This window comes from Streptomyces coerulescens (assembly GCF_042657965.1).
In the GTDB taxonomy this organism is placed as follows: Bacteria; Actinomycetota; Actinomycetes; order Streptomycetales; family Streptomycetaceae; genus Streptomyces; species Streptomyces coerulescens.
The window spans coordinates 198,011-222,274 of record NZ_JBHSKM010000002.1 but is presented as its reverse complement, the minus strand read 5'-3'; the positions used below and the strand labels follow the sequence as shown (position 1 = coordinate 222,274).

Here is a 24,264-nt window from a genome sequence, read left to right as displayed (position 1 = left end):
AATGACCAGCAAAGAAACCGGCACCCACGGCGCCGTCCTCCAGGACGAGGCCCCCGACAAGGACGCCCCGATCGTCGAACTGCGCGGCGCGGGCAAGTCCTACGGCAACATCCGCGCCCTGCACGGCGTCGACCTGAAGGTGTTCCCCAGCCAGGTCACCTGTGTCCTCGGCGACAACGGCGCCGGCAAGTCGACCCTCATCAAGATCATCTCGGGTCTGCACCAGCACACCGAGGGCGACTTCCTCGTCGACAACGCACCCGTCCGCTTCTCCACCCCCCGCGAGGCGCTCGACAAGGGCATCGCCACGGTCTACCAGGACCTCGCGGTCGTCCCGCTGATGCCGGTGTGGCGGAACTTCTTCCTCGGCTCCGAGATGACGAAGGGCCCCTGGCCCGTGCGCCGTCTCGACATCGAGAAGATGAAGAGGACCGCCGACGAAGAGCTGCGCAACATGGGCATCGTCCTGGACGACCTGGAGCAGCCCATCGGCACGCTCTCCGGCGGCCAGCGCCAGTGCGTCGCCATCGCCCGCGCCGTCTACTTCGGCGCCCGCGTCCTCATCCTGGACGAGCCCACCGCCGCCCTCGGCGTCAAGCAGTCCGGCGTGGTCCTGAAGTACATCGCCGCCGCCCGCGACCGCGGCCTCGGCGTCATCTTCATCACCCACAACCCGCACCACGCCTACATGGTCGGCGACCACTTCAGCGTCCTGCGCCTGGGCACCATGGAGCTGAACGCCTCCCGTGACGAGGTGAGCCTGGAAGAGCTCACCAACCACATGGCCGGCGGCACCGAACTCGCCGCACTCAAGCACGAGTTGTCCCAGGTGCGCGGCGTCGACGTCGAAGAGCTCCCCGAAGAGTCCGACCTCACCGCACCCGTGGCCTCCTCGGAAGGGAAGTCCTGACATGGCCCCTGCGCTGGACCGCATCCGGGTCGGCTCTGCCCCCGACTCCTGGGGCGTCTGGTTCCCCGACGACCCCGTCCAGGTGCCCTGGGAACGCTTCCTCGACGAGGTCGCCGAGGCCGGCTACGACTGGATCGAACTGGGCCCTTACGGCTATCTGCCGACCGACCCGGCACGTCTGACCGACGAGATCAACAAGCGCAACCTCAAGGTGTCGGCCGGCACGATCTTCACCGGTCTGCACCGCGGCCCCGCCGTCTGGGAGTCGACCTGGCAGCACGTCAGCGAGGTCGCCGCGCTCACCCAGGCCATGGGCGCCGAGCACCTCGTGGTCATCCCGTCCTTCTGGCGGGACGACAAGACCGCCGAGATCCTGGAGCCGCCGGAGCTCACCGCCGAGCAGTGGGCCCACCTCACCAAGGGCATGGAGCGGCTCGGGCACGAGGTCAAGGAGACGTTCGGCCTCGACATCGTCGTGCACCCGCACGCCGACACGCACATCGACACCGAGGCCCATGTCGAGCGCTTCCTCGACTCGACCGACTCCGACCTCGTCAACCTCTGCCTGGACACCGGTCACTACGCCTACTGCGGCGGCGACAGCGTCAAGCTGATCGAGACCTACGGCGAGCGCATCGGCTATCTGCACCTCAAGCAGGTGGACCCGGAGATCCTCGCGGACGTGGTGAAGAACGAGATCCCGTTCGGACCCGCCGTCCAGCGCGGCGTGATGTGCGAACCCCCGGCCGGCGTACCGGCGCTCGGCCCGGTCCTGGAGGCCGCGCAGAAGCTCAACGTGGACCTGTTCGCCATCGTCGAGCAGGACATGTACCCCTGCGAGCCGGACAAGCCCATGCCCATCGCGGTCCGTACCCGCAAGTTCCTGAGGTCCTGCGGCGCCTGACGACCCGAAAGGACAGCCATGACTGAGCGCGCCATTCTCGGAGTCGCAGTCATCGGTACCGGAAAGATGGGCGCGGACCATGTGCGCCGCATCCAGGAGGTCATCAGCGGGGCACGGGTGACCGCCCTGGTGGACGTCGACGCGGAACGCGCCAAGTCGGTCGCGGCCCGTGTCGACGGCTGCACCGTCCACACCGACCCGGCCGCCGCGATGGCGTCGACCGACGTCGACGCGGTGATCGTCGCCTCGCCGGGCCCCGCCCACGAGGCGGCCCTCCTCGCGGCATTCGAGCACGATCTGCCGGTGCTGTGCGAGAAACCGCTCACCCCGGACGCGGCGTCCGCGCTGCGGGTGCTTGAGGCCGAGCAGAAGCTCGGCCGGCGCCGGGTCCAGGTGGGCTTCATGCGGCGCTACGACGCCGAGTACATGAAACTCAAGTCCCTGCTGGAGACAGGGCAGTTGGGCCGCCCGCTGATGCTGCACAACCGGCATCGCAACGTGGCCAGCCCGCCCGGCTGGACCTCCGAGATGCTGATCAACGACTCCGTCACGCACGAGATGGACGTGACGCGCTGGCTGCTCGGCCATGAGATCACGGCCGTCACCGTGCTCGCCCCGACACCGTCCGGGAACGCCCCGGACGGCATCCGCGACCCGCAGTTCCTGCTCTTCGAGACGGACGGCGGCGCCATCGTCGACGTCGAGATCTACGTCAACTGCGGCTTCGGCTACCAGGTCCAGGCCGAGGTCGTCTGCGAACGCGGCACCGCCCGCGTCGGCGACGGCCACGCCATGGTCACCCACGCGGCCGGCCGCTGGGGCGGCACCATCGCCCAGGACTACATCGAGCGCTTCGCCGACGCCTACGACCGCGAGGTCCAGACGTGGGTGGACGCGACCCGGCGCGGCGAGGTCACCGGTCCGAGCACCTGGGACGGCTACGCGGTGGCCGCCGTCTGCGAGGCGGCCGTACAGGCACTCCAGGAGGGCGGCCGGGTCCCGGTGGCCCTGACCGAACGACCCGCGCTGTACGCCTGACGACGACGCGCCGGAGGGCCGGGGGAAACTTCCCCCGGCCCTCCGGCGCGTTCGGCTCAGCCCGCGAGCGCCGTACGCGGTCGCGGCTCGAAACCCGCCGCCCGGTACGACTCGTCGATCAGCGACATCGTCGCCAGCGCGTCGTCCGCGTCCAGCGGAAGCGGGCTGTCCCGGCGGATGTGGGCGGCGAGCGCCTCCAGTTGGTAGGTGTACGACGAGCGGGTGCCGAGGCGTTCCGTCCGCTCACCGTCCAGGGTGCGCACCACGAGACGGTCGTCCAGGTGCGGCAGCACGAAGTTCGGCGCCAGGGCCTCGCCCCGGGATCCGACGATCCGGCAGCTCATCGCCAGGTCGTCGTACGCCATGTGGCAGCGGGCCGACGCGGTCGCCCCGCCGGGGAACTCCAGGTCGGCGTCCAGCCACTCGTCGACACCCGGTGCCCCCGTCCGCTCCCCGCCCCGCGCTGACACGAGCCGCGGCGCACCGCCGGCCCAGGGCGCGAGCATCCGCACCGCGTGCAGGCCGTAGCAGCCGAGGTCCATCACGGCGCCGCCGGCCAGCGACAGCGACCAGCGCGGGTCTGAGTCGCCGGGCGCGGGAATGGCGACCAGCGTCTCCACCCGGCGCAGGTCGCCCAGTTCACCGCTGTCGAGGATCTCGTGCAGGCGCCGGGTGACCGGGTGGAAGAGGTAGTGGAACGCCTCCATGAAGACGCTCCCGGACTTGGCCGCCGCGTCCCGTACCTCGGCCGCCTCCTGCGCGTTGCTCGCCGACGGCTTCTCCGACAGCACGTGCTTTCCGGCCGCCAACGCGGCGAGGTTCCACGGCCCGTGCAGACCGTTGGCGAGCGGGTTGTAGACGAGCTCGACCTCGGGGTCGGCGAGCAGGTCGGCGTAGGAGTCCACCACCCGCTCCACATCGTGCTCGTCGGCGAACGCCGCGGCACGCGTCCGGTCGCGCGCGGCCACCGCCACGAGGCGGTGGCCGGTCGTCCGGGCCGGACCCACGAGAGAGAGCTCGGTGATGCGTGCCGCGCCCAGCACGCCGATGCGCAGCGGTTCCCGGCCCGAGTCGTTCATCCCTGCCGTACCTCCTCGATCGTGACCGGACGGTGCTCGTGCAGCGACAGGGTGCACGCGTCGGCGATCCAGCCCGCCTCCAGGGCGTCCTCGATGGTGCACGGGGAGGGCCGGGTGCCGGCCACGACCTCGGTGAACGCGGTCAGTTCGGCGCGGTAGGCGGCGGTGAAGCGGTCCATGAAGAAGTCGTGCGGGGTGCCCGCCGGGAAGGTCACGCCGGGCTCGACCGAGCGCAGCGGCAGCTTGTCCTCCAGGCCGACGGCGATGGAGTCGGTGAAGCCGTGGATCTCCATGCGGACGTCGTAACCCCGAGCGTTGTGGCGGGAGTTGGAGACCACCGCGATCGTGCCGTCGTCGAGGGTGAGGATCGCGCCGGTGGTGTCGGCGTCGCCCGCCTCCTTGATGTAGTCGGCGCCCTTGTTGCCGCCGACGGCGTACACCTCGGTCACCTCACGGCCGGTCACCCACCGGATGATGTCGAAGTCGTGCACCGAACAGTCCCGGAAGATGCCACCGGAGGCGGCGATGTACGCGGCGGGCGGCGGTGCCGGGTCGAGCGTGGTCGAGCGGACCGTGTGCAGCTTGCCCAGCTCGCCGCTCTGCACGGCGGCACGGGCGTTGACGAAGCCGGTGTCGAAGCGCCGGTTGTAGCCGATCTGGATCGGCACGTCGCTGCCCTGGACGGCCTTCAGTACCTGGACGCCCTCGGCCATGGTCTTCGCCACGGGCTTCTCGCAGAAGACGGGGATGCCGGCCTCGACGCCCGCCAGGATCAGCGCGGGGTGCGCGTCGGTCGCGGCGGCGACGACGATGCCGTCCACGCCGGCCGACAGCAGGGCCTCCGGCGAGTCCACGACCTCGGCGCCGAACCGCTCGGCGGCGGCCTTGGCGGCGTCCGCGAACGGGTCGGTGACGACGAGCGAGTCGACCGCGTCGAGTGCGGAGAGTGTCTCGGCGTGGAAGGCGCCGATACGGCCGAGGCCGAGGATTCCGATACGCATGGGGTGTTGCTCCTTGAAATTGATGCGGGGGGCACTACAGCGCCCCAAAGGGGCGCGGGGAACTGCGCGACAAGCCACGACGACGCGGCAGACGACTGACGACACATCGCGGCAGTTTCTCAGTCGAGTCCGCCAAGTACGTTCTGGTCCCAGTCGATCACCGACCCGGTGACCACGCCCGAACGATCCGACAGCAGGAACACCACGAATTCGGCGATCTCGTCAGGTTGGCCCAACTTGCCCATCGGAAGGCGGGCGGCAGCCTCCTCCCGCCAGTCATCGCCGGCCCCGTGGAACGCCCTCTGTGTCGCGTCCTCCCCCTCCGTCGCCGTCCAGCCGATGTTCAGGCCGTTGATCCGGACCCGGTCCCAGCGGTGTGCGTGCGCGGCGTTGCGGGTCAGCCCGATCAGGCCCGCCTTGGCGGAGACGTACGGCGCGAGGAACGCCTGACCGCCGTGCGCCGAGGACGTGATGATGTTGACGATCGTGCCGGGCGCCTTACGGCCGACCATGTCCGAGACGGCGGCCTGCATGGCGAAGAACGGTGCCTTCAGGTTGATCGCGATGTGCTGGTCGAACAGCTCTGGCGTGGTGTCCAGGAGCGTGCCCCGGGACGTCAACCCCGCCGAGTTGACCAGGCAGTCGATACGGCCGTAGGCGTCGACGACCTCGGCTACGGACGCCTTGGCCTGCTCGGCGTCCGACAGGTCGGCCCGCACGAACATGGCCTTGCCGCCGTCGGCGGCCAGCTCGGCCACCAGGGCCTCACCGGGTTCCGGGCGCCGCCCGGTGACGGCCACGACGGCCCCTTCGCGGACGGCCGCCCGCGCGATGGCGGCACCGACGCCCTGGCTGCCGCCGTTGACGAGGACGACCTTGTCGTCGAGAAGTCCCATGTGGTTCGGGGTCCTTTCAGCTCTGGCGGCGCTCGGCGCCGGCCCGCAGTGCGTCGCGCAGCGCCTCGGGCGTCCATGTCCCGGCCAGCGCACTCCGTACGACGTCCGCCTGCGAGGGCGGCGCGAGACCGTCGACCGGCGGGTCGCTGTCGAGGTTGGTGGGGAAGGGGTAGCCCTCGGCGCTCGCGGCGATCACGTTCGCCGTCCACGCCGCGTCCGCGCCCTCGCTCGCACGCCGGAGCAGCACGGGGAACACGGCGTTCGCCACGGCCTCCCGGTCGACCGTCTCCATCGCCCGCCCGAACGCGGAGGACACCTGGAGCAGGTTCGCCATGCGCCGGATGTCCGACGAGTGGTTGGTGCCGGCCGCGTGGAAGAGCGCCGGGTTGAAGTAGACCGCGTCGCCCTTGGCGAGCGGGAGCTGGACGTGGTGCGCCTCGAAGTACTCCTGGAACTCGGGCAGTCGCCACGCCAGGTAGCCCGGTTCGTACGTCTGCGAGTGCGGCAGATACATCGTCGGCCCGGACTCCACCGGCATGTCGCAGTGCGCGACGGCGCCCTGGAGGGTGAGCACGGGGGAGAGGCGGTGGACGTGGGCCGGGTAGGCGGCCGCGACCTCGTTGGAGAGGAAGCCCAGATGGTAGTCGCGGTGCACGCTCTGCGCCGCGCCGCCCGGGTTGACCACGTTGACCTGCGAGGTCACCTGATAGCCGGGCCCGAGCCAGGCGGTCGAGACCAGCGCCAGGATGTCGTTGGCGTAGTAGTCGGCGAACGCCTCGGGGTCGTAGAGGGCCGCCTTCTCCAGCGCGTTCCAGACCCGGTCGTTGGCACCCGGCTTGGCGAAGTGGTCGCCGGCCGTGGCGCCCGAGGCGCGCTGCTCGGCGATCAGGGCGTCGAACACGGCACTGAGCCGGTCGACGACACCGTGGTCCGTGAAGGCGCCGTGGAAGACCACGATGCCCGGCCCGTCGGTCAGGGCGCGGGCCAGCTCGGCCCGCACCGCACGGCCGTCCTCGGCGCCGCGCAGCCGGTCGCTGTCGTAGACCAGGACCTCGCGCTCCACGGCGGAGGCGTACGGGTAGTCGGCGAGGTCGGTCGTCCGCTCGACCAGCTCACGGAAGTCTGCGAGGTCGCAGTCGTGCTCGGACAGCCAGGCCCGGCGGTGTACGGAGGTGAAGGACATCGGTGTCCTCTCGGTGACGGGGTGACTCATCGGTGACAGGGGCGACTCAGCGGTGCCATTCTTGTCATGACAATCCCGTCGAACAACCAGCAGGCGACCATCAAAAACCCCTCAGGGAGCCGTCGTATGGGTCACCCCTTCCCGATCCGGGAGATCGCACGTCAGGCGGGCCTGAGCGAGGCCACGGTCGACCGGGTCCTCAACGGCCGGGGAGGGGTGCGGGAGAGCACCGCGCGGGAGGTCCAGCAGGCGATAGCCGACCTGGACCGGCAGCGCACCCAGGTGCGGCTGATGGGCCGTACCTTCATGATCGACATGGTGGTGCAGGCGCCCGAGCGTTTCACCACCGCCGTGCGCGCCGCCCTGGAGTCCGAGCTTCCGTCCCTGCACCCGGCGGTCGTACGCTCACGCTTCCACTTCCGTGAGACCGGTCCGGTGCAGGAGCTGACCCGGACCCTGGACCGCATCGCGCGACGCGGGTCACAGGGCGTGATCCTCAAGGCCCCCGACGTCCCCGAGGTCACCGCGGCCGTCGCCCGGCTCGCCGAAGCCGGCATCCCGGTGGTGACGCTGGTGACCGACCTGCCCGCCACTGCCCGGCTCGCCTACGTCGGCATCGACAACAGGGCCGCCGGCGCCACCGCCGCCTACCTCATGGGCCAGTGGCTCGGCGACCGCCCCGGCAATGTGCTGACCAGCCTCAGCAGCGGCTTCTTCCGCAACGAGGAGGAGCGCGAGATGGGATTTCGCAGCGCCATGCGCACCCTGCACCCCGAGCGCACCCTCGTGGAGATCGCCGAGGGACAGGGGCTGGATGCCACGCAGTACGACCTCGTCCGGGCCGCGCTGGAACGCGACCCCGACATCCGCGCCGTCTACTCGATCGGCGGCGGCAACATCGCCACGCTGCGGGCCTTCGAGGACGCGGGCCGCGACTGCGCCGTGTTCATCGCGCACGACCTCGACCACGACAACACACGGCTGCTGCGCGAGCATCGGCTGTCCGCCGTGCTGCATCACGATCTGCGGCAGGACATGCGGGAGGCGTGTCACGCCGTGATGCGGGCGCATGGGGCGTTGCCGCCGGCGGGGGTGACCATGCCGTCGCCGATTCAGGTGGTCACGCCGTACAACATGCCTTTCTAGGCCGTGTCGCGGTTGTTCCGGTGCGTGTCGCGGCTGCGCCGACCACCCCCACGTGTGTCGCGGCTGCGCCGACCACACACACCCACCCGGAACGTCATCCCGCCACCTCCACCCACGCACCGCTCTCGGCCGACCGGGACATGGCGTCCAGCACGGTCGCGCTGTGCACGGCGTCCGCGAGGGTCGCGCCGCGCGGGGTGCCCTCGGCGATCGAGCGCAGGAAGCGGTGGGCCTCGATCACCTTCAGGTCGTCGTAGCCCATGCTCGTCGCGGCTCCCGGCTGGAACACGCCGTACTCGCCCTGTGCCGGGCCGACGTAGAGCGTGCTGACCGGCTGGTCCTGGTAACTGGTGCCGCGGCTGATGCCGAGTTCGCCCATGCGGCGGAAGTCCCAGAACACCGCGCCCTTGGTGCCGTGCACCTCGAAGCCGTAGTTGTTCTGCTCGCCCACCGACACCCGGCAGGCCTCCAGGACTCCGCGGGCGCCGGAGGCGAAGCGCAGCAGGCAGCTGACGTAGTCCTCGTTCTCGACCGGGCCGAGTTCACCGGTGGCGAGGCTGTGCCCGGCGGTGGCGCCGGTCGGGCGGGCACGCTCGGGCACGAAGATCGCGGTGTCGGCGGTCAGCGAGGCGATGTCGCCGAGCAGGAAGCGCGCGAGGTCGGCGCCGTGCGAGGCGAGGTCGCCGAGGACGCCGCTGCCGCCGCGCTCACGCTCGTAGCGCCAGGTCAGAGCGCCCTGAGGGTGGGCCGCGTAGTCGCTGAAGAGGCGGACGCGGATGTGGGTGACGGTGCCGATCTCGCCGGAGGCGATCAGGTCGCGGGCGCTCTCCACGGCGGGCGCGTTGCGGTAGTTGAAGCCGACCGCGCTCTGCACGCCTGCCTCGGCCGCCGCGTCGGCCACCGCGCGGGCGTCCTGCGCGGTCAGACCGACCGGCTTCTCGATCCAGATGTGCTTGCCGGCCTCGGCCATCGCCACGCCGATCTCCCGGTGCAGGAAGTTCGGGGCGGTGATGCTGACGGCCTGAATGCGCGGGTCGGCGGCGACGTCACGCCAGTCGCGGGTGGTGGCGGCGAACCCGAACTGCGCGGCGGCCTCCTCGGCCCGGCCGGGCACCTCCTCGGCGACGGTCAGGAGGCGCGGGCGCAGGGGCAGTTGCGGGTAGTGGTGCGGGACGCGGGCGTACGCCTGGGTGTGCACCCGTCCCATCCAGCCGAATCCGACGACGGCGACGCCGAGCGTGTCCACCATTGCAGCCCCTCTTTGGACCGGTCCATTTCCTGTCCGGACCACCTTCGGTTCCGCTTGTGACCGGTGTCAACCCCTCCGGCTCCCTTTGACAAGGGCGGGTGCCTGTGGAACGGTCCATCCTCATGAGACCGCCGACCATCCGTGACGTCGCCGACCGGGCGGGCGTCTCCAAGTCGCTGGTCTCGCTCGTGCTGCGCGGCTCGGAGCAGGTGCGCCCGGAGAAGCGGGAAGCCGTCCTGCGGGCCGTGACCGAACTCGGCTACCGTCCGAACGCCGCCGCGCGCAGCCTCAGCGAGCAGCGCACCCGCACGGTCGGCGTCCTCCTCAACGATCTGCGCAACCCTTGGTACGTGGACATGCTGGAGGGCCTCAACTCCCTCCTGCACGACAACGGCCTGCACATGCTGCTGGCCGACGCCCGTCTCAACCGCCGCACCGGCCAGGACCCCGCAGGACCCTTTCTGGACCTGCGGGTCGACGGCCTGGTCGTGGTCGGCACGCTGCCCGACCCGGCCGCGCTCGGTGCGGTCGCCGAACGGCTCCCGGTGGTGGTCGCGGGCGCCCGCGAGCCGGCGCTGCCCGGCGTGCACGTCGTCGCCAACGACGACGAGCGGGGCGCCCGCCTGGTCACCGAGCACCTGATCGGACTGGGGCACCGGCGCATCGCGCACATCGCGGGATTCGGCGCGGTCGGCGAGCTGCGGCGGCGCAGCTTCGAGGCGACGATGCGGGCGCACGGCCTCGCGGCCGAGGCCGTCGTCGAGTCGAGCGACATGACCGAGGAGGGCGGCTACCGCACGACGGTCCGGCTGCTGAGCCGCGCGGACCGGCCGACGGCCGTCTTCGCCGTGAACGACATCGCCGCGATCGGCGCGCTGTCGGCGGCCGAGGAGTCGGGACTGCGGGTGCCGCGCGACCTCTCCGTCGTCGGCTACGACAACACGAGCATCGCCCGCCTGCGCCACGTCTGGCTCACCACGGTCGACAACGCCAGCCACGAGGTGGGCCGCCGCGCCGCCCGCTGCCTGCTCGACCGGTTCGAGGGCGCTGCGGGAGCGGGCGAACTCCACCTGGCGGCACCGACGTTGGAGATCCGGGGCTCGACGGCGCCCCCGCTCACAGATTGATCGAGTAAGCCTTCCGCAGCGTCTCGTGCACCGTCCACGTCGTGCGGTCGCCCTCGCGCAGCACGGCCATGTCGCCGGGCCCGACCTTCAGCGTCGGCCCGCCCTCTACCTCGATGGTGGCCGAGCCGCTGATCACGACGAACAGTTCGTCGGCCTCGGTGTCGGTGACCACACCGGGGGTGATCTGCCAGATGCCCCGCACCTGACGGCCGTCCTGCGACTCCCACACCACCTTTCCGGTCACCTCGGGCGTCCCGGCCAGGATCTGTTCCGGAGCGAGGGGCTCGGGTTCGAGGTCGGCGTCGGGGATGTGCAGTACGAAGCTGTGCGTCATGCGGCCGACCCTAGCCGGGGCGGGCGGGGGAGCGGTCTGGACAGTGTGTGGGGTGTCGGTGGTGGCGGGCGGACAGTTCGTCGCCGCCCTGTGTGTCAATACGGCGGACAAAATTGTTGACAATTCTGTTTGACTAGATTTACGTTCGACAGGCACTCACTCAGGGAGGGCACATGCCGAACGAAGCCCGTCCGGGCACCGGAGAGCAGGCCAAACAGCATGCGCTCGCGCAGCTGCGGCAGGCGATCCTGCACGGCGAGATGGCACCGGCCCAGCGGCTGGTGGAGAACGAACTCGCCGAGCAGTTCGGTGTGACACGGGCCAGCATCCGCGCGGCACTCATCGACCTGGAGGCTCAGGGACTGGTCGAGCGGATCCGCAACCGTGGCTCACGGGTGCGGGTGGTGACCGTGGAGGAAGCGGTCGCCATCACCGAGTGCCGCATGGTGCTGGAAGGACTCTGCGCGGCCAAGGCGGCGGTCGCCGCCAGCGACGAGCAGCTGACCGTGCTGGCGGATCTGGGTACGGCCATGACGAAGGCCGTCAACGACGGCGAGCCCATGACGTACTCCGAGCTGAACCAGGAACTGCACGCGAGGATCCGTGAGTTCTCCGGCCAGCGGACGGCCGTGGAGCTGCTGGAGCGGCTCAACGCACAACTGGTGCGCCATCGCTTCCAGTTGGCGCTGCGGCCCGGTCGCCCGCAGCACTCCCTGAACGAGCATCTGGCCATGATCGAGACGATCCGCGCCCGGGACCCACAGGCGGCCGAGGCGGCCGTCCGCGCCCATCTCACGAGCGTGATCGAGGCGTTGCGCGACTGACGCACACGCACCGGACGCGGGGAGGCGGGCGCCCCACCTGTCCATCTAGGAGATCGCACCCATGACCCAGGCCCACCCGCCCGCCGTCCCACGTTCCACCCTCGTCATCACCGCACACGCCGGCGACTTCGTGTGGCGGGCGGGCGGCGCCATCGCCCTGGCCGCCTCCCGGGGCGAGAAGGTCACCATCGCCTGTCTGACCTTCGGCGAGCGCGGGGAGTCCGCCAAGGCCTGGCGCGAGGGCCGGAAACTGGCGGAGATCAAGGAGATACGCCGCGACGAGGCCGAGCGCGCCGCCGCCGCCCTCGGCGCCGAGGTCCGTTTCTTCGACGCCGGCGACTACCCGCTGCTCCCCACCGCCGAGCTGACCGACGAGCTGGTCGCCGTGTACCGGCAGACCCAGCCCGACGTCGTCCTCACGCACCCGGCCGAGGACCCGTACAACGGTGACCACCCGGCCGCCCACCGCATGGCCGTCGAGGCCCGGATCCTCGCCCAGGCCATCGGCTACCCCGGCGACGGCGACATCATCGGCGCCCCGCCCGTCTTCTACTTCGAGCCCCACCAGCCGGAGATGAGCGGCTTCCGGCCCGAGGTCCTGCTCGACATCACCGAGGTGTGGGACACCAAGCGGGGGGCCATGGAGTGCCTCGGCGCCCAGCGGCACCTGTGGGACTACTACACCGACCTCGCCGTCCGTCGCGGGGTCCAGCTCAAGCGCAACGCCGGACCCAACCTGGGCCTCGCCCACAAGACCCTGGCCGAGGCGTACATGCGCCCCTACCCGCAGATCGCGAAGGAGCTGGCATGAGCGGCGTCATAGTCACCGACCCCCCGAAGGCGGACCTGAAGGACGTCGACGCGCTGGCCGGGTTCGGCGTCGCGACGGTCAGCGAGGCCATGGGCCGAACCGGCCTGCTGGGTCCGGGAATCCGGCCCGTCCAGCAGGGCGTACGAGTCGCCGGCACCGCCGTCACCGTGCTGAGCTGGCCCGGGGACAACCTCATGATCCACGCCGCGGTGGAGCAGTGCGGCGAGGGCGACATCCTCGTCGTCACCACCACCTCCCCGTCCACCGACGGCCTGTTCGGCGAGCTGTTCGCCACCGCCCTGCACCGGCGCGGGGTGCGCGGCGTCGTCATCAACGCCGGTGTCCGCGACACCCAGGAGCTGCGCGAGATGGGCTTCCCCGCCTGGTCGCGGGCCGTCTGCGCACAGGGCACCGTCAAGGCCACCGGCGGCTCCGTGAACGTACCGGTCGCGATCGACGGCCAGGTCGTCCACCCCGGCGACGTGATCCTCGCCGACGACGACGGGGTCGTGGTCGTTCCCCGCGAACGCGCCCGCGAGACGGTGGAGAAGGCCGAGGCCCGCGAGGCCAAGGAGGCCGCGACCCGCGCCGCCTTCCTCGACGGCCAACTCGGCCTGGACCGCTACGGGTTGCGGGAGACGCTCGCAGGGCTGGGTGTGGTCTATAGGTCGTACGACGACTACGTCCATGACGACCGCGGCGGCGCTGGGCGAGACGGGGAACGGTCATGACGCGGCCGCCCGCCGAGGTCCGCTGCATGCTGATGCGCGGCGGCACCTCCAAGGGCGCCTACTTCCTGGGCGCGGATCTGCCCACGGACCCCACCGCCCGCGACGACCTGCTGCTGCGTGTCATGGGCAGCCCGGACGAGCGGCAGATCGACGGGCTGGGCGGCGCGCACCCCCTCACCAGCAAGGTCGCCGTGGTGTCGCCCTCGGCCGATCCACGGGCGGATGTCGACTACCTGTTCCTCCAAGTCGCCGTCGACCGAGTCGAGGTGAGTGACCGTCAGAACTGCGGGAACATCCTCGCCGGAGTGGGCCCGTTCGCCGTGGAGCGCGGGCTGGTCCCGGCGGGGGAGGAGGCAACCTCCGTACGGATCCGTATGGTCAACTCCGGCGATCTCGCGACGGCGACCTTCCCGACCCCCGGCGGCCGGGTCGAGTACACCGGCGACGCCGAGATCTCCGGCGTACCGGGCAGCGCGGCCCCCGTGGTGATCGAGTTCCCGCCCGGCGCCGGGAAGCTGCTGCCCACGGGCCGGGTCCGCGACACGCTGGACGGCACGACGGTGACCTGCGTCGACAACGGCATGCCGACCGTGCTGATCACCGCGGCATCCCTCGGCGTCACCGGCCACGAGGCGCCCAAGGACCTGGAGGAGGACCTGGCCCTCGCCGACCGGCTCCGCGAACTCCGCCTCGCGGCAGGGCACTTGATGGGCCTCGGCGACGTCTCGGACGCCACCGTCCCCAAGCTCACCCTCCTCGCGCCGCCCCGCCACGGCGGCGCGATCACCACGCGCACGTTCATCCCGGTCCGCTGCCACCCGTCGATCGGCGTCCTCGGCGCGGCGAGCGTCGCCGCCGGTCTGCGCATCGAAGGCGGCGTCGCCATGGACCTCGCCCGCCTCCCCGAGCGTGGCGACCGCCTCCGCATCGAACACCCCACGGGATTCCTGGACATCGAGACCAGCCTCTCCACCGACGCCGCCGGTCTGCCCACCGCACGCCGTACGGCCGTCGTCCGTACCGCCCGAAAGATCTTCGACGGCACCGTCTTCCCCAGGTCCGCCGAGACGGCCCCACCGCCCGCACCCACCCCCGGAGGTCCGCGATGACCCCGCCGCTCGGCGACATCGCCCACATCGGCCACGCCCAGCTCTTCACCCCGGACCTGGACGCCGGCGTCGCCTTCTTCACCGACTATCTGGGGCTCACCGTCAACGAGGAGCAGGGCGACACCGTCTACCTGCGGACTTACGACGACTACGAGCACCACAGCCTGGTCCTCACCGCCCGCGCACAGCCAGGCCTCGGCCGCCTCGCCCTGCGCACCGGCAGCGAGGAGGCACTGCACCGCCGTGTCGAGGCCGTCGAGGCGGCGGGCGGCAGCGGCAAGTGGGTCGAGGACGAGCCAGGGCTCGGCAGGCTCTACCTCACCACCGACCCGGACGGGCACGAACACGCCCTGTACTGGGAGAGCGAGTACTACCGGGCCCCCGCGGAACTACGGCCGGCGCTGAAGAACCAGCCGCAGGCCAAACCCAACCGGGGCGTCGGCGTACGGCGCCTGGACCACGTCAACTTCCTCGCCGCCGACGTGCTCGCCAACGCCGAGTTCCAGCAGCAGGTGCTGGGCGCCCGGCCCACGGAGCAGATCCGCCTCGACTCCGGTCGCATCGCGGCGCGTTGGCTGACGTACACCAACAAGTCGTACGACGTCGTCTACACCTCGGACTGGACCGGCTCCAGCGGCCGGCTGCACCACATCGCCTTCGCGACCGACACCCGCGAGGACGTCCTGCGCGCCGCGGACCTCGCCATCGACACCGGCGTGTTCATCGAGACGGGTCCGCACAAGCACGCCATCCAGCAGACGTTCTTCCTGTACGTCTACGAGCCCGGCGGCAACCGCATCGAGCTGTGCAACCCGCTCACCCGTCTCGTGCTGGCCCCGGACTGGCCGCTGATCACCTGGACCGAGGCCGAACGGGCCAAGGGCCAGGCGTGGGGCCTGAAGACGATCGAGTCCTTCCACACCCACGGGACGCCCCCGGTCGCCTGACCCGACGGCCCTCCGCACCAGGCGCTTCCCCCAGGTGGCACTGGATTGACTGTCTATCGTCCGCTGGCGTCGGCAGACTGGCCGTGCTGGCCGTGCTGGCCGTCGGCCTGTGCTGGCTGGCCGTCCTCTTCGACGGCCTGGACATGTTCATCTACGGCTCGGTCCTGCCCCACATGCTCGCGGAGAAGGCCCTCCGCCTCACCCCCGACCAGGCCGGTGACCTGGGCAGTTACGCCACCTTCGGGATGCTGGTGGGCGCCCTGACGGCGGGCACCGTCGCCGACCGGATCGGCCGCAGGAAACTGATGGTGGCCTGCGTCGCACTGTTCTCGCTGGCATCGGCGCTGTCGGCCTGCTGATGACCGCCCACCATGCGGGCGGCATCCTCTCCGCCTACGTCGCCCTGTGGGTCGTGGAACCCCTCGGCTGGCGGGCGGCGTTCTGGTTCTGTGTGCTCCCGCTGCTGTTCGTGCCGGTGCTGGTGCGTTTCCTGCCCGAGTCGCTGAGCTTCCTGGTCGCCAAGGGGTGCGACGCGGAGGCACGTGAGCTGGCCGGCCGCTACGAGGTCGAACTGCCCGCCGCCCCGGCCGACAAGCAGGCGGCGGGCGACCGCCGGCACGCCCTGGCCGACCTCTTCCGGGGCGGCGAGTGGACCCGGACCCTCCTGTACTGGCCGGCGTGCGGCGCCCGTCATATCAACTGGCCCGTCATATGTACTGATGGTCCGAACTGGGTTATACGACGGTCTCGCGTATTGTTGCGTCATATGCCCGCTGTGACGCGTGGCGGCTCTCGGGACGTCGGGGGTAAGTGAGTTGAACTTGAAGGGGGACGGGGGACGTGGTGGCACTTCTCGCGGTGGTGGCTGTCGTCGGATACATGGCAAAGGCCGGCCTGCCCTGGTGGGTGGTCGCGGCAGTGGCCCTGTTGACGGCAGGGTTCGCCGCGGGTGTCTCCGGGGGCCCGGGGCGAGGCGCGAGAAGCACGACGGTCGGACAGCCGATCGCGCCCCCGCCGGACGACAGGGACGCCGCCGACCCGCCGATCGCGGCGAACGTGGGTGGGGCGGCCCCCGACGGCTGGGACACACCGGCCCCGACGGCGGGCTCGGACCGTGCCCTCAGATGAGGCGGCCGCCCGTGGCCTCCCTCAGATGCCGGGCGATGAGCCCATAGACCTCGCGCGCCTCGGCGTCGTCGATCCCGTCGTACCCATGATCGAAGCCGGCCACGTCGTGGTGCTCGACCAGCGCCCCGGCCTGGCGCAGCCGCTCGGCGTAACGCTCGCCCTCGGCCCGGAGCAGGTCGTACTCGGCGGTGATCAGCAGCGCCGGCGCGGTGCCCTTCAGATCGGCGGTGTCCGAGGGGTGCGCCGGAGAGACCAGCCGGTCGGCGCGCCGTCGGACGTCCGGGACGTACGACGTGTCGAAGACGTCGGCCATCCAGGGCCGCAGCATCGGCCTGGCGATGGCGGCGCGCTTGTCCCGGGCGTTCGTCGCCAGGTCGAGCGGGGGATAGTGCAGCACCTGGAGGGCGATCGAGGGTCCGCCCTCCTCGAGCGCCTGCCGGGCCACGGCCGCCGCGAGCCCGCCTCCGGCGCTCTGCCCGCCCACGGTGAGCCGTTCGCCGTCCCAGCCCTCCGTGCCACCGTGCTCCGCGACCCACCGGACGACCTCGTAGGCCTGCCGCGGCGGCGCCGGGAACGGGTGCTGCGGGGCGACGGCGTAGTCCACATTGATCACGACCGCCCCGGCCTCGACGGCGAGGAGGCGGCACAGCGGGTCGTCGGTCTCGGTGAGCGTCATGACGAAGCCGCCGCCGTGGAAGTTGATGTGCACTGGCGGGGCGGGCTCGTCGACCGGGGGCAGATACACGGTGGCGCGGGCGGGCGCGATGGACGTCGGAATCGTCAACTCGCGTACCTTGCGCGGATATTCTGGAAACCGCCGATGCCAGGACGAGACGGCTCCCCGTCCGGCGGCCCGGCGTTCCTGCCTCACGGCCACACGCTGCATCACCTTGGCGACCAGGGCGGCCACCGAGGGCCGGGCCAGCACAGACATACGGCTCCGATCGGTCGCGGCCCGCGGGCTGCGCGCGCCACCGTGAGACTCTATTGAGTTAGGCAATTATAGGAGCCGACAATAATGGGTCAAGGGTTGAGTCGCGTCAGGGCGGGGGGTGCCGATGAGGTAGGGTTGACCTGCGTGATCGCGCGGTACTCCGTGTGACGGGCACCGGGACGTGGCGCAGCTTGGTAGCGCACTTGACTGGGGGTCAAGGGGTCGCAGGTTCAAATCCTGTCGTCCCGACGGTGCGAAGGGTCTTCGCAGGCGACAGCCTGTGGGGGCCCTTCTTCATGTGGGGGCTTCCGGCTCAGCCGTCGTTGGCGCAGCGGAAGCCGAGGTTGGCCGAGGAGGAATCCGGGGTGTTGGAGGAGCGGGCGGCCACCCGGTAGCGATTGCAGTAGGAGTCGTGGCAGAGGTAGGAGCCGCCGCGCAGGACCCGTGCGGTGCCGGTCCCGGGACCGTGCGGATCTTCCGGGGCGCAGTGGGCGTAGTAGGTGGGAGAGAACCAGTCCGAGCACCATTCCCACACATTGCCTGCGGTGTTCCACAGGCCGAAGCCGTTGGGGCGGTAGGACTTCGCCGGCGCGGTGGTCAGGTGGCCGTCCTCGGCCGTGTTGGTGTGCGGGAAGCGTCCCTGCCAGATGTTGCAGCGCCACCTGCCGCCGGGGGTGAGCTCGTCGCCCCAGGGGTAGCGGCGTCCCGCCAGGCCGCCGCGCGCCGCGTACTCCCACTCCGCCTCGGTCGGCAGGCGCTTGCCCGCCCACCGGGCGTAGGCGGTCGCGTCGTTCCACGAGACGTGGACGACCGGGTGGTTCTGCCGACCGGTGACATCGGAGCGGGTGCCTTCCGGGCGGCGCCAGTGGGCGCCCCTGACGTTGATCCACCAGGGCGCTCCGGCCGCGGTGCCGAGGACGTCGGCGGCGGGGGCGTCGACCACGAGGTGGAACACCGCCGAGGAGCCGTGGCGTTCGGCTTCGGTGACATGCCCTGTGGCCTTGACGAACGTGGCGAACTGGGCGTTGGTCACGGCGGTCTCGTCGATGTGGAAGGGCTTGAGACGCACCGTGTGGACGGGGGTCTCGCCGTCGGTGCGGTACCCCTCGTCGAAGGCGTCTCCCATGGCGAACTCCCCACCGGGCAGGCGGACCTGCCCGCGCGTCGAACGCGTGCGGACGGCGGTCACCGGTGCCGACGGCTGTCCCGAAAGGGGTGCGTCAGGGGAGGTGGGGGAGCAGCAGGAGTGCTGGTCACGAGCCATGGCGGTACGTGGATTCGTCGAGCCCGCTCAGGGTCGGGTCGTGGGCCACCTCGCCGACGTCGTACATCGATGTCATCCAGTGGTAGAAGTTGTCGCCGCGCTCGCGCAGCAGGCCGTACAGACGGCGCGTCATCCGGGCGCGGACCTCCGCCTGCTCCGGATGCTCGTACACGTTCTGCAGTTCGTCCGGGTCGTTGTGCAGGTCGTACAGCTCGTTGACCGAGTCGGGATTGACGACGAGCTTGTAGCGGTCCTCGCGCAGCATGCGCTGCGGGTAGGGGAAATGGTGGCCGTGGAACTCGCAGACGATGTCCTCGTCCCAGTCCGCCGCCTCCCCGTGCACGAGCGGCAGCAGGCTCCGCGAGTCCACCGCGGGCTTCGGGTCGATGCCCGCCAGTTCGAGGATGGTCGCGGTGCAGTCGAGCAGGCTGGCGAACTCGGTGCGCACGACGCCGCCGGGAGCGCCCGGGACCCGGAGCAGACCGGGGGTGCGGTAGATGTCCTCGTACATCGCCGGACCCTTGTCGTGCAGCCGGTGCGAGCCGGTGAACTCCCCGTGGTCGCAGGTGAAGAACACGGCGGTGTCGTCGGCCAGTCCGAGCCGTCGCATGGCTTCCATGACCCGGCCGATCTGCCGGTCGATGAGCGCGACGTAGCCCCAGTAGACCGCGATGAGTTTGCGGGTGGTCTCGATCGGCATGGTGTCGAAGGTCCAGTGCGCGCTGTAGTTGCGCTGCACCGGGGGCTTGCCGTGGAAGGTCTCCGCGATGGACCGCGGGAGTTCCACGTCGTCCGGATCGATCAGGTCGAAGTACTCGTCGGGGAGGATGTACGGCAGGTGCGGTCCGAAGAAGTGCAGGGCGAGGAAGAAGGGTTGGTCGCGTTCGTGGGCGTCCGCCGCGTACTGTTCGAGCTTCTCGATGGCGCGGGTGGCGAGGTAGTGCTCGAAGGTCGCCTCCACGGGCTGGTGCAGCCGGGCGGCGAGGAGGTTGCCGGGACCGCCGTTGGGCAGGGTGCCGCGGATGCGGTCACTGATCTCGTACGGCGGCAGCCCGTGCTCGGCGAGGTGGGCGAGGTAGTCCGGGTGGTCCACCGGGTTGTGCCAGCCCGGCAGTTCGGGCCCGTCGAAGCCGTAGTCGGCGGCGGTTCTGCGGGTGCCGACGTGCCACTTGCCGATGAGGCCGCAGTTGTAGCCGCTCTTGCGCAGGGCCTGCGAGAACGTGAACTGGTCCTCGGGCAGGTCCTCCAGGTAGCCGACGTTGCGCTCGTGGTTGGCGAGGAGCTTGTGCCGGAAGGGCGCCTGGCCGGTCAGCAGGCTGGCCCGGGCCGGGGTGCAGATCGCGGTCGGCGTGTACCAGCGGTCGAAGCGGGTGCCGGTGGCGGCGAGTTCGTCGAGGACCGGGGTGTGCGCCAGCGGGTTGCCGTAGGCGCCGAGGGTGTCCGCCCGGTGCTGGTCGGTCATGAGGAAGAGAATGTTCTTCCTGGACGCGCCGGACGCACCGGACACGCCGGGAGCACCGGTCGCGCCGGACCCACCGGTCGCGCCGGACGTACTCGACGCGCTGGACGTACTCGACGCGCTGGACCGGGTCATTCGCCCGCTCCGACGAAGAGGTCACCGGTGTAGTAGGTCTTCGGGTCGACGGGCTTCTTCAGCTTGCCCGCCCCGACGAAGTAGTCGTTCATGCCCTTCAGCCAGGTGTCGATGGTGCCGTCCCGGGTCAGGGAGTCGAGTTCCTCGACGCTGAGCACCTTGTTGTTGGCGGCGTCGGCCTTGACCTGGTCGACGGGGAGCTTCAGCTTCTCGGCGGTGAGTTCGACGGCCTCGTCGGTGTGGGCGGACCGGAACGCGATGGCCTCGCGTAGGACGGCGAGCACCTTCTCGACCTTCTGCGGGTTGTCGGCCACCAGGTTGTTACGGGCCACGAAGGCGGTGGGGAAGGAGACGTCGTCCTCGAAGTCGGCGTTCTTGGCCAGCTCCTGGAGGTCGGGGACCTGCTTCTTGATGGTCGCCGCCGCGGGATACCAGAAGCCCGCTCCGTCGACCTGCTTGGAGGAGAACGCGGAGACGATGGTCGACGGGTCCATGGGGACGAGCTTGACGTCGTTCTTGGTCATGCCCGCCTTCTCCAGGGCGAGCGAGAGGATCATGTCGCCGGAGGTGCCTTCGGGTACGGCCACGGTCTTGCCCTTGAGCTGCCTCATCGAGGTGATGCCCGGCTGGGCGATCACCCGGTCGGAGTTGCCGAGGGTGTTGATCGCGACGACCTTGGCCTGGCCCGAGGCGGGAAGCCACATCGCGCCCGGACCTATGTAGCCGAAGTCGAGGTTGTCCGTGCCCAGCGCCTGGATCTGCAGCGGCCCGTTGGTGAAGGCCTTGGCCTCCGAGGTCAGACCGTGCTTCTTCCACAGGCCCTTGGCGTCGGCGATGGCGATCAGGCTCGCGCCGTTGAAGTCGTTGATGTAGCCGAAGCGGACCTTGTCGCCGGAGGCCCCGGAGGACGAGTCGCCGCCGCACGCGGTCAGCAGGGCCATGGCGGCGAGGCCGGCGACGGTGGCCGAGAGGCGTCTGCGGGTGAGGGTGGATGACATGGTGATGAACCCCTTCCGGTTCATGCCGCGGTGCGGCCCTCCTGGTGGTACACCGAGTGCCACACGCGGTTGCGCAAGGAGGCGAACTCGGGGCTGAGGCGGAACTCCTCGTCGCGTGCGACGGCGGAGCCGACCTCGATGACGTCGTAGATCCGTCCGGGGCGTGCCGCCATGACGATCACCCGGCTGGCGAGGAACACGGCCTCGTCCACGTCGTGGGTGATGAACAGCACCGTGCGCTTGTCCTGGCTCCAGGTCCGCAGCAGCTGCTCCTGGAGTGTGACCCGGGTCAGGGCGTCGAGCGCGCCGAACGGTTCGTCCATCAGCAGGATGGACGGGTTGACGGCGTAGGCGCGGGCGATGGCGCAGCGCTGGCGCATACCGCCGGAGAGGGTCTTGGGCAGCGCGTCGGCGAACCGTTCGAGGCCCACCAGCTCGATGAAGTGGTCCGCCCGGCCGCGCCGTTCGTGCTTGGGGACACCGGTCGTGCGCAGCCCGAACTCCACGTTCTGACGTACGGTCAGCCACGGGAAGAGGGCGTACTGCTGGAAGATCACCCCTCGTTCGGGTCCCGGCCCCGACACGGGTGCGCCGTCCACCAGGGCACGGCCCGTCGTGGTGGTCTCCAGCCCGGCGAGGATGTTCATGAGGGTGCTCTTGCCGCAGCCCGAGGGGCCCACGACGGTGACGAACTCGTGCTCGGCGATGTCGAGCGAGACGTTGTCGAGTGCGGTGAGGGTGTCGCGGCCCAGGGGATACGTCTTGGTGACGCCCTGGACGGATATCTTGGCCGGTTTGCTGGTCATCGGCGTTCCTGCCATCCGGTGAGCCTGCGCTCCGCGAGGAGCAGGACGCGGTCCATGAGCAGACCGAGGATCCCGATCGAGATCAGGCCGACGAAGATGGTCGGCAGGTCGTAGTAGAGCTGGGCGTTCTGCATGCGGTAACCGAGGCCCTCCTGGGCGGCGATCAGCTCGGCGGCGACCAGGGTGGCCCAGGCCGAGCCGAGGCCGACCCGCATGCCGACGAGGATGAACGGCGTGGAGGCGGGCACCACCACACGGGCGAAGATGACCGCGTCCCCGGCTCCCAGGACCCGGGCCGCGTTGATCAGCGTGCGGTCGACGTTCACCACGCCCTGGAAGGTGGAGATCACACACGCGAGGAACGCGGCGAGAAAGATGACGAAGATCTTCGGGGTCTCGTCGATGCCCATGACGACCACGGCCAGCGGGATGATCGCCAGCGGTGGCACGGTGCGGAAGAACTGGATCCACGGTTCCATCAGGCCGCGCGCGACGCCGTACCAGCCCATGAGGAAGCCGACCGGGATCGCCGCGGCCGTGCCGAGCGCGAAGCCGGTCAGGACCCGCAGCAGACTGGCCGAGGCGTCGTCCGCGAGTGTCCCGTCGCCGATCAGGGTCCCGGCGCGCGAGACGACCTCGGGCGGGGTCGGCAGTTTGAAGCCCGCCGCCGCCAGGCCCCACCACAGCGCGATGCCCAGGGCGAGCGACACGGCGTTCAGTAGGAGGGGCAGCCCCCGCCGGCTCGACGGCCGGCGCTCCGCCGTGGTCGTCGTCTCCTCCGCGGTCCCGGACGTCGTCCCGGGTACGGGATGTCGTGGTCGTGCGCCCCGCTTGTCAAGGACGGACATGGGCGGCTCCTTCGGTGGTGGAATCGCGGGCCCCGGCACCGCCCTTCACATCGGCGGTCTCCGGATACCTGGCCAGGAGTGGGGAGTTGTGGAAGACCGCGGCGAGGGCACCGATGGCACCGTCGTCGTCCGAGAGCCGCGCTGCCTCGACGACGGGAGCGGCCGACGCGGTCGGGAAGAGGTCGGCGCCGAGGGTGGCGGCGACCTGATCGACGATGACGGGCGCCAGTTGGGTGATCTCGCCGCCGATGACGACCTTCGCCGGGTTGAGGGTCATCGTCGCCGCCCCGACGACCCGGCCGAGGACCCCGGCCGCCTCGCGCAGCACCCGGTCGGCGACGGGGTGGGCGCGGGCCACGGCGTCCGCCAGGTCGCGCAGGTTCTCCAGGGGCAGCCCGAACTCCCAGCAGGCCGCGAGGATCGCGGGGACCGAGGCGACCGTCTCCAGACAGCCGCGCTTGCCGCACCGGCACGGCCTGCCCGCCGGATCGACGGTCACATGCCCCAGCTCGCCGGCCAGCCCGGACGAACCGGTCACCAGCTGCCCCCCGACCACGAGTCCGCCGCCGACACCGTCCGACAGCCGTACGTACACCAGGTCGGCGACGCTGTCGGTCCCGCTGATGGCCTCGGCCAGGGCGGCCAGACGGGTGTTGTTGTCGACGATCACCGGGGCGTCGAAGCGTTCGGCGAACGCGACGTCGACCCCTTCCGGGGCCGGGCGCAGCACCGTCCCCGAAGGGGTGGCGCGGGGCCAGGACCTGCCCTCCGGCGCCGGGTAGGGACCCGGCACGCCGATGCCGATGCCTTGCAGCGCTCCGTAGTGGACGCCGGCCTCGGCGGTCAGCCGCTCCACCAGCGCGAGGGCGAGCGCGGTGCGCTCCTGCCAGGGCGTGGTGTCGTCGTAGCGGGTCGCGCCCGACGCCATGATCTCGTGGGAGGCGTCGGCCACGACCACGTGGACGCGTCGATGGCCGAAGTCGACGCCCATGAACTGCGCCGACGCCGGGTCGAGTGCCAGCCGTTCGGCCGGCCGCCCGCTGCCCTCACGCCGGGAGGCATCGGTGTCCACGATCACGATGGCGCCCCGTTGCAGGAGGCTCGCGGTGATCTCGGAGAGGGTCGTGCGGGACAGGCCCACGATCCGGGCGATCTCGCCGCGGCTCATGGCGCCGTTCTCCTGCAAGGCACGCAGGACGCGTTCCTCGTGGGTCCGCCTGACCAGTGCGTGCACTCCGCTGGGCATCTGCATGTCGGTCAAGGTAGGGACGCGGCTCTTTTTCTGTCAACACTCCGACAGAAGCATTCTGAGCACTTGTCCATGCGGCAGTGTGAGCTACAGCGGATCCTGATTATTTGTCCGGGGTCTTGACGTAAAAGACGGGCCGTTCTCATGCTGTGCG

General features: G+C 70.7%; 24 protein-coding genes, 1 tRNA gene and 1 pseudogene. 13 read left to right on the top strand and 13 right to left on the bottom strand.

Annotated elements, in window-relative coordinates:
* Window position 1: 1 nt before the first annotated feature.
* The 3 genes from ACFPQ9_RS02525 to ACFPQ9_RS02515 are packed head-to-tail and all read left to right on the top strand — an operon-like array spanning window position 2 to window position 2,852.
* Complete coding sequence (locus tag ACFPQ9_RS02525) at window positions 2-910, top strand: ATP-binding cassette domain-containing protein (protein ID WP_380845750.1); 909 nt, start codon at window positions 2-4, stop codon at window positions 908-910.
* Between the two features lies 1 nt (window position 911).
* Entirely contained in the window at window positions 912-1,814 is a 903-nt protein-coding gene (locus ACFPQ9_RS02520) for a sugar phosphate isomerase/epimerase family protein (protein WP_380845747.1), read from the top strand.
* Window positions 1,815-1,832: 18 nt separating this feature from the next.
* The gene (locus tag ACFPQ9_RS02515; protein ID WP_380845744.1) at window positions 1,833-2,852 is read left to right on the top strand and encodes a Gfo/Idh/MocA family protein; all 1,020 of its coding nucleotides are present in this window, start codon (window positions 1,833-1,835) and stop codon (window positions 2,850-2,852) included.
* A 56-nt stretch (window positions 2,853-2,908) separates the two neighbouring features.
* On the opposite strand, the gene ACFPQ9_RS02510 is transcribed toward ACFPQ9_RS02515, so the two are convergent.
* From ACFPQ9_RS02510 to ACFPQ9_RS02495, 4 genes are all read right to left on the bottom strand, one after another.
* Window positions 2,909-3,931, bottom strand: a complete 1,023-nt coding sequence (locus ACFPQ9_RS02510) for a Gfo/Idh/MocA family protein (RefSeq protein ID WP_380845741.1) — start codon at window positions 3,929-3,931, stop codon at window positions 2,909-2,911.
* A complete protein-coding gene (locus tag ACFPQ9_RS02505; RefSeq protein ID WP_380845738.1) occupies window positions 3,928-4,932 on the bottom strand; it encodes a Gfo/Idh/MocA family protein in 1,005 nt (334 codons plus the stop codon). Before ACFPQ9_RS02505 ends, ACFPQ9_RS02510 begins: the two co-directional genes overlap by 4 nt.
* Window positions 4,933-5,051: 119 nt before the next feature.
* Complete coding sequence (locus ACFPQ9_RS02500) at window positions 5,052-5,828, bottom strand: SDR family oxidoreductase (RefSeq protein ID WP_380845735.1); 777 nt, start codon at window positions 5,826-5,828, stop codon at window positions 5,052-5,054.
* A 16-nt stretch (window positions 5,829-5,844) separates the two neighbouring features.
* Window positions 5,845-7,011, bottom strand: coding sequence for a phytanoyl-CoA dioxygenase family protein (locus ACFPQ9_RS02495; RefSeq protein ID WP_380845732.1), 1,167 nt, complete (start codon window positions 7,009-7,011; stop codon window positions 5,845-5,847).
* Between the two features lie 126 nt (window positions 7,012-7,137).
* Between ACFPQ9_RS02495 and ACFPQ9_RS02490 the strand changes: the two genes are divergently transcribed.
* A complete protein-coding gene (locus ACFPQ9_RS02490; protein ID WP_380845729.1) occupies window positions 7,138-8,157 on the top strand; it encodes a LacI family DNA-binding transcriptional regulator in 1,020 nt (339 codons plus the stop codon).
* A 94-nt stretch (window positions 8,158-8,251) separates the two neighbouring features.
* On the opposite strand, the gene ACFPQ9_RS02485 is transcribed toward ACFPQ9_RS02490, so the two are convergent.
* The gene (locus ACFPQ9_RS02485; RefSeq protein WP_380845726.1) at window positions 8,252-9,406 is read right to left on the bottom strand and encodes a Gfo/Idh/MocA family protein; all 1,155 of its coding nucleotides are present in this window, start codon (window positions 9,404-9,406) and stop codon (window positions 8,252-8,254) included.
* A 122-nt stretch (window positions 9,407-9,528) separates the two neighbouring features.
* On the opposite strand from ACFPQ9_RS02485, the gene ACFPQ9_RS02480 reads away from it, so the two are divergent.
* The gene (locus ACFPQ9_RS02480) at window positions 9,529-10,533 is read left to right on the top strand and encodes a LacI family DNA-binding transcriptional regulator (RefSeq protein ID WP_380845723.1); all 1,005 of its coding nucleotides are present in this window, start codon (window positions 9,529-9,531) and stop codon (window positions 10,531-10,533) included.
* Here ACFPQ9_RS02480 and ACFPQ9_RS02475 read toward each other — a convergent pair.
* A complete protein-coding gene (locus ACFPQ9_RS02475; protein ID WP_380845720.1) occupies window positions 10,523-10,867 on the bottom strand; it encodes a cupin domain-containing protein in 345 nt (114 codons plus the stop codon). The genes ACFPQ9_RS02480 and ACFPQ9_RS02475 overlap by 11 nt on opposite strands.
* 173 nt (window positions 10,868-11,040) lie before the next feature.
* On the opposite strand from ACFPQ9_RS02475, the gene ACFPQ9_RS02470 reads away from it, so the two are divergent.
* The 7 genes and pseudogenes from ACFPQ9_RS02470 to ACFPQ9_RS02440 all read left to right on the top strand — a co-directional run bounded on the left by ACFPQ9_RS02470 (window position 11,041) and on the right by ACFPQ9_RS02440 (window position 16,417).
* Window positions 11,041-11,691 carry a GntR family transcriptional regulator gene (locus ACFPQ9_RS02470; RefSeq protein ID WP_030966991.1) on the top strand — a complete coding sequence of 217 codons (651 nt, stop codon included), beginning with the start codon at window positions 11,041-11,043 and terminating at the stop codon, window positions 11,689-11,691.
* A gap of 61 nt (window positions 11,692-11,752) precedes the next feature.
* Window positions 11,753-12,502 carry a PIG-L deacetylase family protein gene (locus tag ACFPQ9_RS02465; RefSeq protein WP_380845716.1) on the top strand — a complete coding sequence of 250 codons (750 nt, stop codon included), beginning with the start codon at window positions 11,753-11,755 and terminating at the stop codon, window positions 12,500-12,502.
* Complete coding sequence (locus tag ACFPQ9_RS02460) at window positions 12,499-13,233, top strand: 4-carboxy-4-hydroxy-2-oxoadipate aldolase/oxaloacetate decarboxylase (protein ID WP_380845713.1); 735 nt, start codon at window positions 12,499-12,501, stop codon at window positions 13,231-13,233. The genes ACFPQ9_RS02465 and ACFPQ9_RS02460 overlap by 4 nt, the downstream gene beginning before the upstream one ends.
* A complete protein-coding gene (locus tag ACFPQ9_RS02455) occupies window positions 13,230-14,342 on the top strand; it encodes a 4-oxalomesaconate tautomerase (RefSeq protein ID WP_380845710.1) in 1,113 nt (370 codons plus the stop codon). The genes ACFPQ9_RS02460 and ACFPQ9_RS02455 overlap by 4 nt, the downstream gene beginning before the upstream one ends.
* Window positions 14,339-15,289 (top strand): VOC family protein, encoded by a 951-nt coding sequence (locus ACFPQ9_RS02450; protein ID WP_380845707.1) that lies wholly within the window; start codon window positions 14,339-14,341, stop codon window positions 15,287-15,289. The genes ACFPQ9_RS02455 and ACFPQ9_RS02450 overlap by 4 nt, the downstream gene beginning before the upstream one ends.
* 44 nt (window positions 15,290-15,333) lie before the next feature.
* A pseudogene (locus ACFPQ9_RS02445) lies at window positions 15,334-15,968 on the top strand (MFS transporter); the annotation flags it as partial.
* Between the two features lie 161 nt (window positions 15,969-16,129).
* Window positions 16,130-16,417, top strand: a complete 288-nt coding sequence (locus ACFPQ9_RS02440; protein WP_380845704.1) for a hypothetical protein — start codon at window positions 16,130-16,132, stop codon at window positions 16,415-16,417.
* Here the strand turns inward: ACFPQ9_RS02440 and ACFPQ9_RS02435 are convergent.
* Window positions 16,410-17,351 carry an alpha/beta hydrolase gene (locus tag ACFPQ9_RS02435; RefSeq protein WP_380845701.1) on the bottom strand — a complete coding sequence of 314 codons (942 nt, stop codon included), beginning with the start codon at window positions 17,349-17,351 and terminating at the stop codon, window positions 16,410-16,412. The two genes, ACFPQ9_RS02440 and ACFPQ9_RS02435, sit on opposite strands and share 8 nt — an antisense overlap.
* Window positions 17,352-17,526: 175 nt before the next feature.
* Here ACFPQ9_RS02435 and ACFPQ9_RS02430 point away from each other — a divergent pair.
* Window positions 17,527-17,600 (top strand) — tRNA-Pro (locus ACFPQ9_RS02430).
* A 64-nt stretch (window positions 17,601-17,664) separates the two neighbouring features.
* On the opposite strand, the gene ACFPQ9_RS02425 is transcribed toward ACFPQ9_RS02430, so the two are convergent.
* The 6 genes from ACFPQ9_RS02425 to ACFPQ9_RS02400 form a co-directional block, all read right to left on the bottom strand.
* Window positions 17,665-18,615, bottom strand: coding sequence for a formylglycine-generating enzyme family protein (locus tag ACFPQ9_RS02425; RefSeq protein WP_380845698.1), 951 nt, complete (start codon window positions 18,613-18,615; stop codon window positions 17,665-17,667).
* A complete protein-coding gene (locus ACFPQ9_RS02420; protein ID WP_380848349.1) occupies window positions 18,605-20,122 on the bottom strand; it encodes a sulfatase family protein in 1,518 nt (505 codons plus the stop codon). Before ACFPQ9_RS02420 ends, ACFPQ9_RS02425 begins: the two co-directional genes overlap by 11 nt.
* An 83-nt stretch (window positions 20,123-20,205) precedes the next feature.
* Window positions 20,206-21,207, bottom strand: a complete 1,002-nt coding sequence (locus ACFPQ9_RS02415; protein WP_380845695.1) for an aliphatic sulfonate ABC transporter substrate-binding protein — start codon at window positions 21,205-21,207, stop codon at window positions 20,206-20,208.
* A gap of 20 nt (window positions 21,208-21,227) precedes the next feature.
* Entirely contained in the window at window positions 21,228-22,013 is a 786-nt protein-coding gene (locus ACFPQ9_RS02410; RefSeq protein WP_380845692.1) for an ABC transporter ATP-binding protein, read from the bottom strand.
* A complete protein-coding gene (locus ACFPQ9_RS02405; RefSeq protein WP_380845689.1) occupies window positions 22,010-22,861 on the bottom strand; it encodes an ABC transporter permease in 852 nt (283 codons plus the stop codon). Before ACFPQ9_RS02405 ends, ACFPQ9_RS02410 begins: the two co-directional genes overlap by 4 nt.
* Complete coding sequence (locus ACFPQ9_RS02400; protein ID WP_380845686.1) at window positions 22,848-24,113, bottom strand: ROK family transcriptional regulator; 1,266 nt, start codon at window positions 24,111-24,113, stop codon at window positions 22,848-22,850. Before ACFPQ9_RS02400 ends, ACFPQ9_RS02405 begins: the two co-directional genes overlap by 14 nt.
* Window positions 24,114-24,264 lie beyond the last annotated feature (151 nt).

Coding starts and splice junctions, on each gene's coding strand:
- ACFPQ9_RS02435 (WP_380845701.1), bottom strand. CDS start 17,351: ATGTCTGTGCTGGCCCGGCCCTCGGTGGCCGCCCTGGTCGCCAAGGTG.
- ACFPQ9_RS02500 (WP_380845735.1), bottom strand. CDS start 5,828: ATGGGACTTCTCGACGACAAGGTCGTCCTCGTCAACGGCGGCAGCCAG.
- ACFPQ9_RS02475 (WP_380845720.1), bottom strand. CDS start 10,867: ATGACGCACAGCTTCGTACTGCACATCCCCGACGCCGACCTCGAACCC.
- ACFPQ9_RS02405 (WP_380845689.1), bottom strand. CDS start 22,861: ATGTCCGTCCTTGACAAGCGGGGCGCACGACCACGACATCCCGTACCC.
- ACFPQ9_RS02510 (WP_380845741.1), bottom strand. CDS start 3,931: ATGAACGACTCGGGCCGGGAACCGCTGCGCATCGGCGTGCTGGGCGCG.
- ACFPQ9_RS02485 (WP_380845726.1), bottom strand. CDS start 9,406: ATGGTGGACACGCTCGGCGTCGCCGTCGTCGGATTCGGCTGGATGGGA.
- ACFPQ9_RS02480 (WP_380845723.1), top strand. CDS start 9,529: ATGAGACCGCCGACCATCCGTGACGTCGCCGACCGGGCGGGCGTCTCC.
- ACFPQ9_RS02515 (WP_380845744.1), top strand. CDS start 1,833: ATGACTGAGCGCGCCATTCTCGGAGTCGCAGTCATCGGTACCGGAAAG.
- ACFPQ9_RS02495 (WP_380845732.1), bottom strand. CDS start 7,011: ATGTCCTTCACCTCCGTACACCGCCGGGCCTGGCTGTCCGAGCACGAC.
- ACFPQ9_RS02460 (WP_380845713.1), top strand. CDS start 12,499: ATGAGCGGCGTCATAGTCACCGACCCCCCGAAGGCGGACCTGAAGGAC.
- ACFPQ9_RS02505 (WP_380845738.1), bottom strand. CDS start 4,932: ATGCGTATCGGAATCCTCGGCCTCGGCCGTATCGGCGCCTTCCACGCC.
- ACFPQ9_RS02425 (WP_380845698.1), bottom strand. CDS start 18,615: ATGGCTCGTGACCAGCACTCCTGCTGCTCCCCCACCTCCCCTGACGCA.
- ACFPQ9_RS02520 (WP_380845747.1), top strand. CDS start 912: ATGGCCCCTGCGCTGGACCGCATCCGGGTCGGCTCTGCCCCCGACTCC.
- ACFPQ9_RS02490 (WP_380845729.1), top strand. CDS start 7,138: ATGGGTCACCCCTTCCCGATCCGGGAGATCGCACGTCAGGCGGGCCTG.
- ACFPQ9_RS02410 (WP_380845692.1), bottom strand. CDS start 22,013: ATGACCAGCAAACCGGCCAAGATATCCGTCCAGGGCGTCACCAAGACG.
- ACFPQ9_RS02465 (WP_380845716.1), top strand. CDS start 11,753: ATGACCCAGGCCCACCCGCCCGCCGTCCCACGTTCCACCCTCGTCATC.
- ACFPQ9_RS02450 (WP_380845707.1), top strand. CDS start 14,339: ATGACCCCGCCGCTCGGCGACATCGCCCACATCGGCCACGCCCAGCTC.
- ACFPQ9_RS02455 (WP_380845710.1), top strand. CDS start 13,230: ATGACGCGGCCGCCCGCCGAGGTCCGCTGCATGCTGATGCGCGGCGGC.
- ACFPQ9_RS02415 (WP_380845695.1), bottom strand. CDS start 21,207: ATGTCATCCACCCTCACCCGCAGACGCCTCTCGGCCACCGTCGCCGGC.
- ACFPQ9_RS02400 (WP_380845686.1), bottom strand. CDS start 24,113: ATGCAGATGCCCAGCGGAGTGCACGCACTGGTCAGGCGGACCCACGAG.
- ACFPQ9_RS02470 (WP_030966991.1), top strand. CDS start 11,041: ATGCCGAACGAAGCCCGTCCGGGCACCGGAGAGCAGGCCAAACAGCAT.
- ACFPQ9_RS02525 (WP_380845750.1), top strand. CDS start 2: ATGACCAGCAAAGAAACCGGCACCCACGGCGCCGTCCTCCAGGACGAG.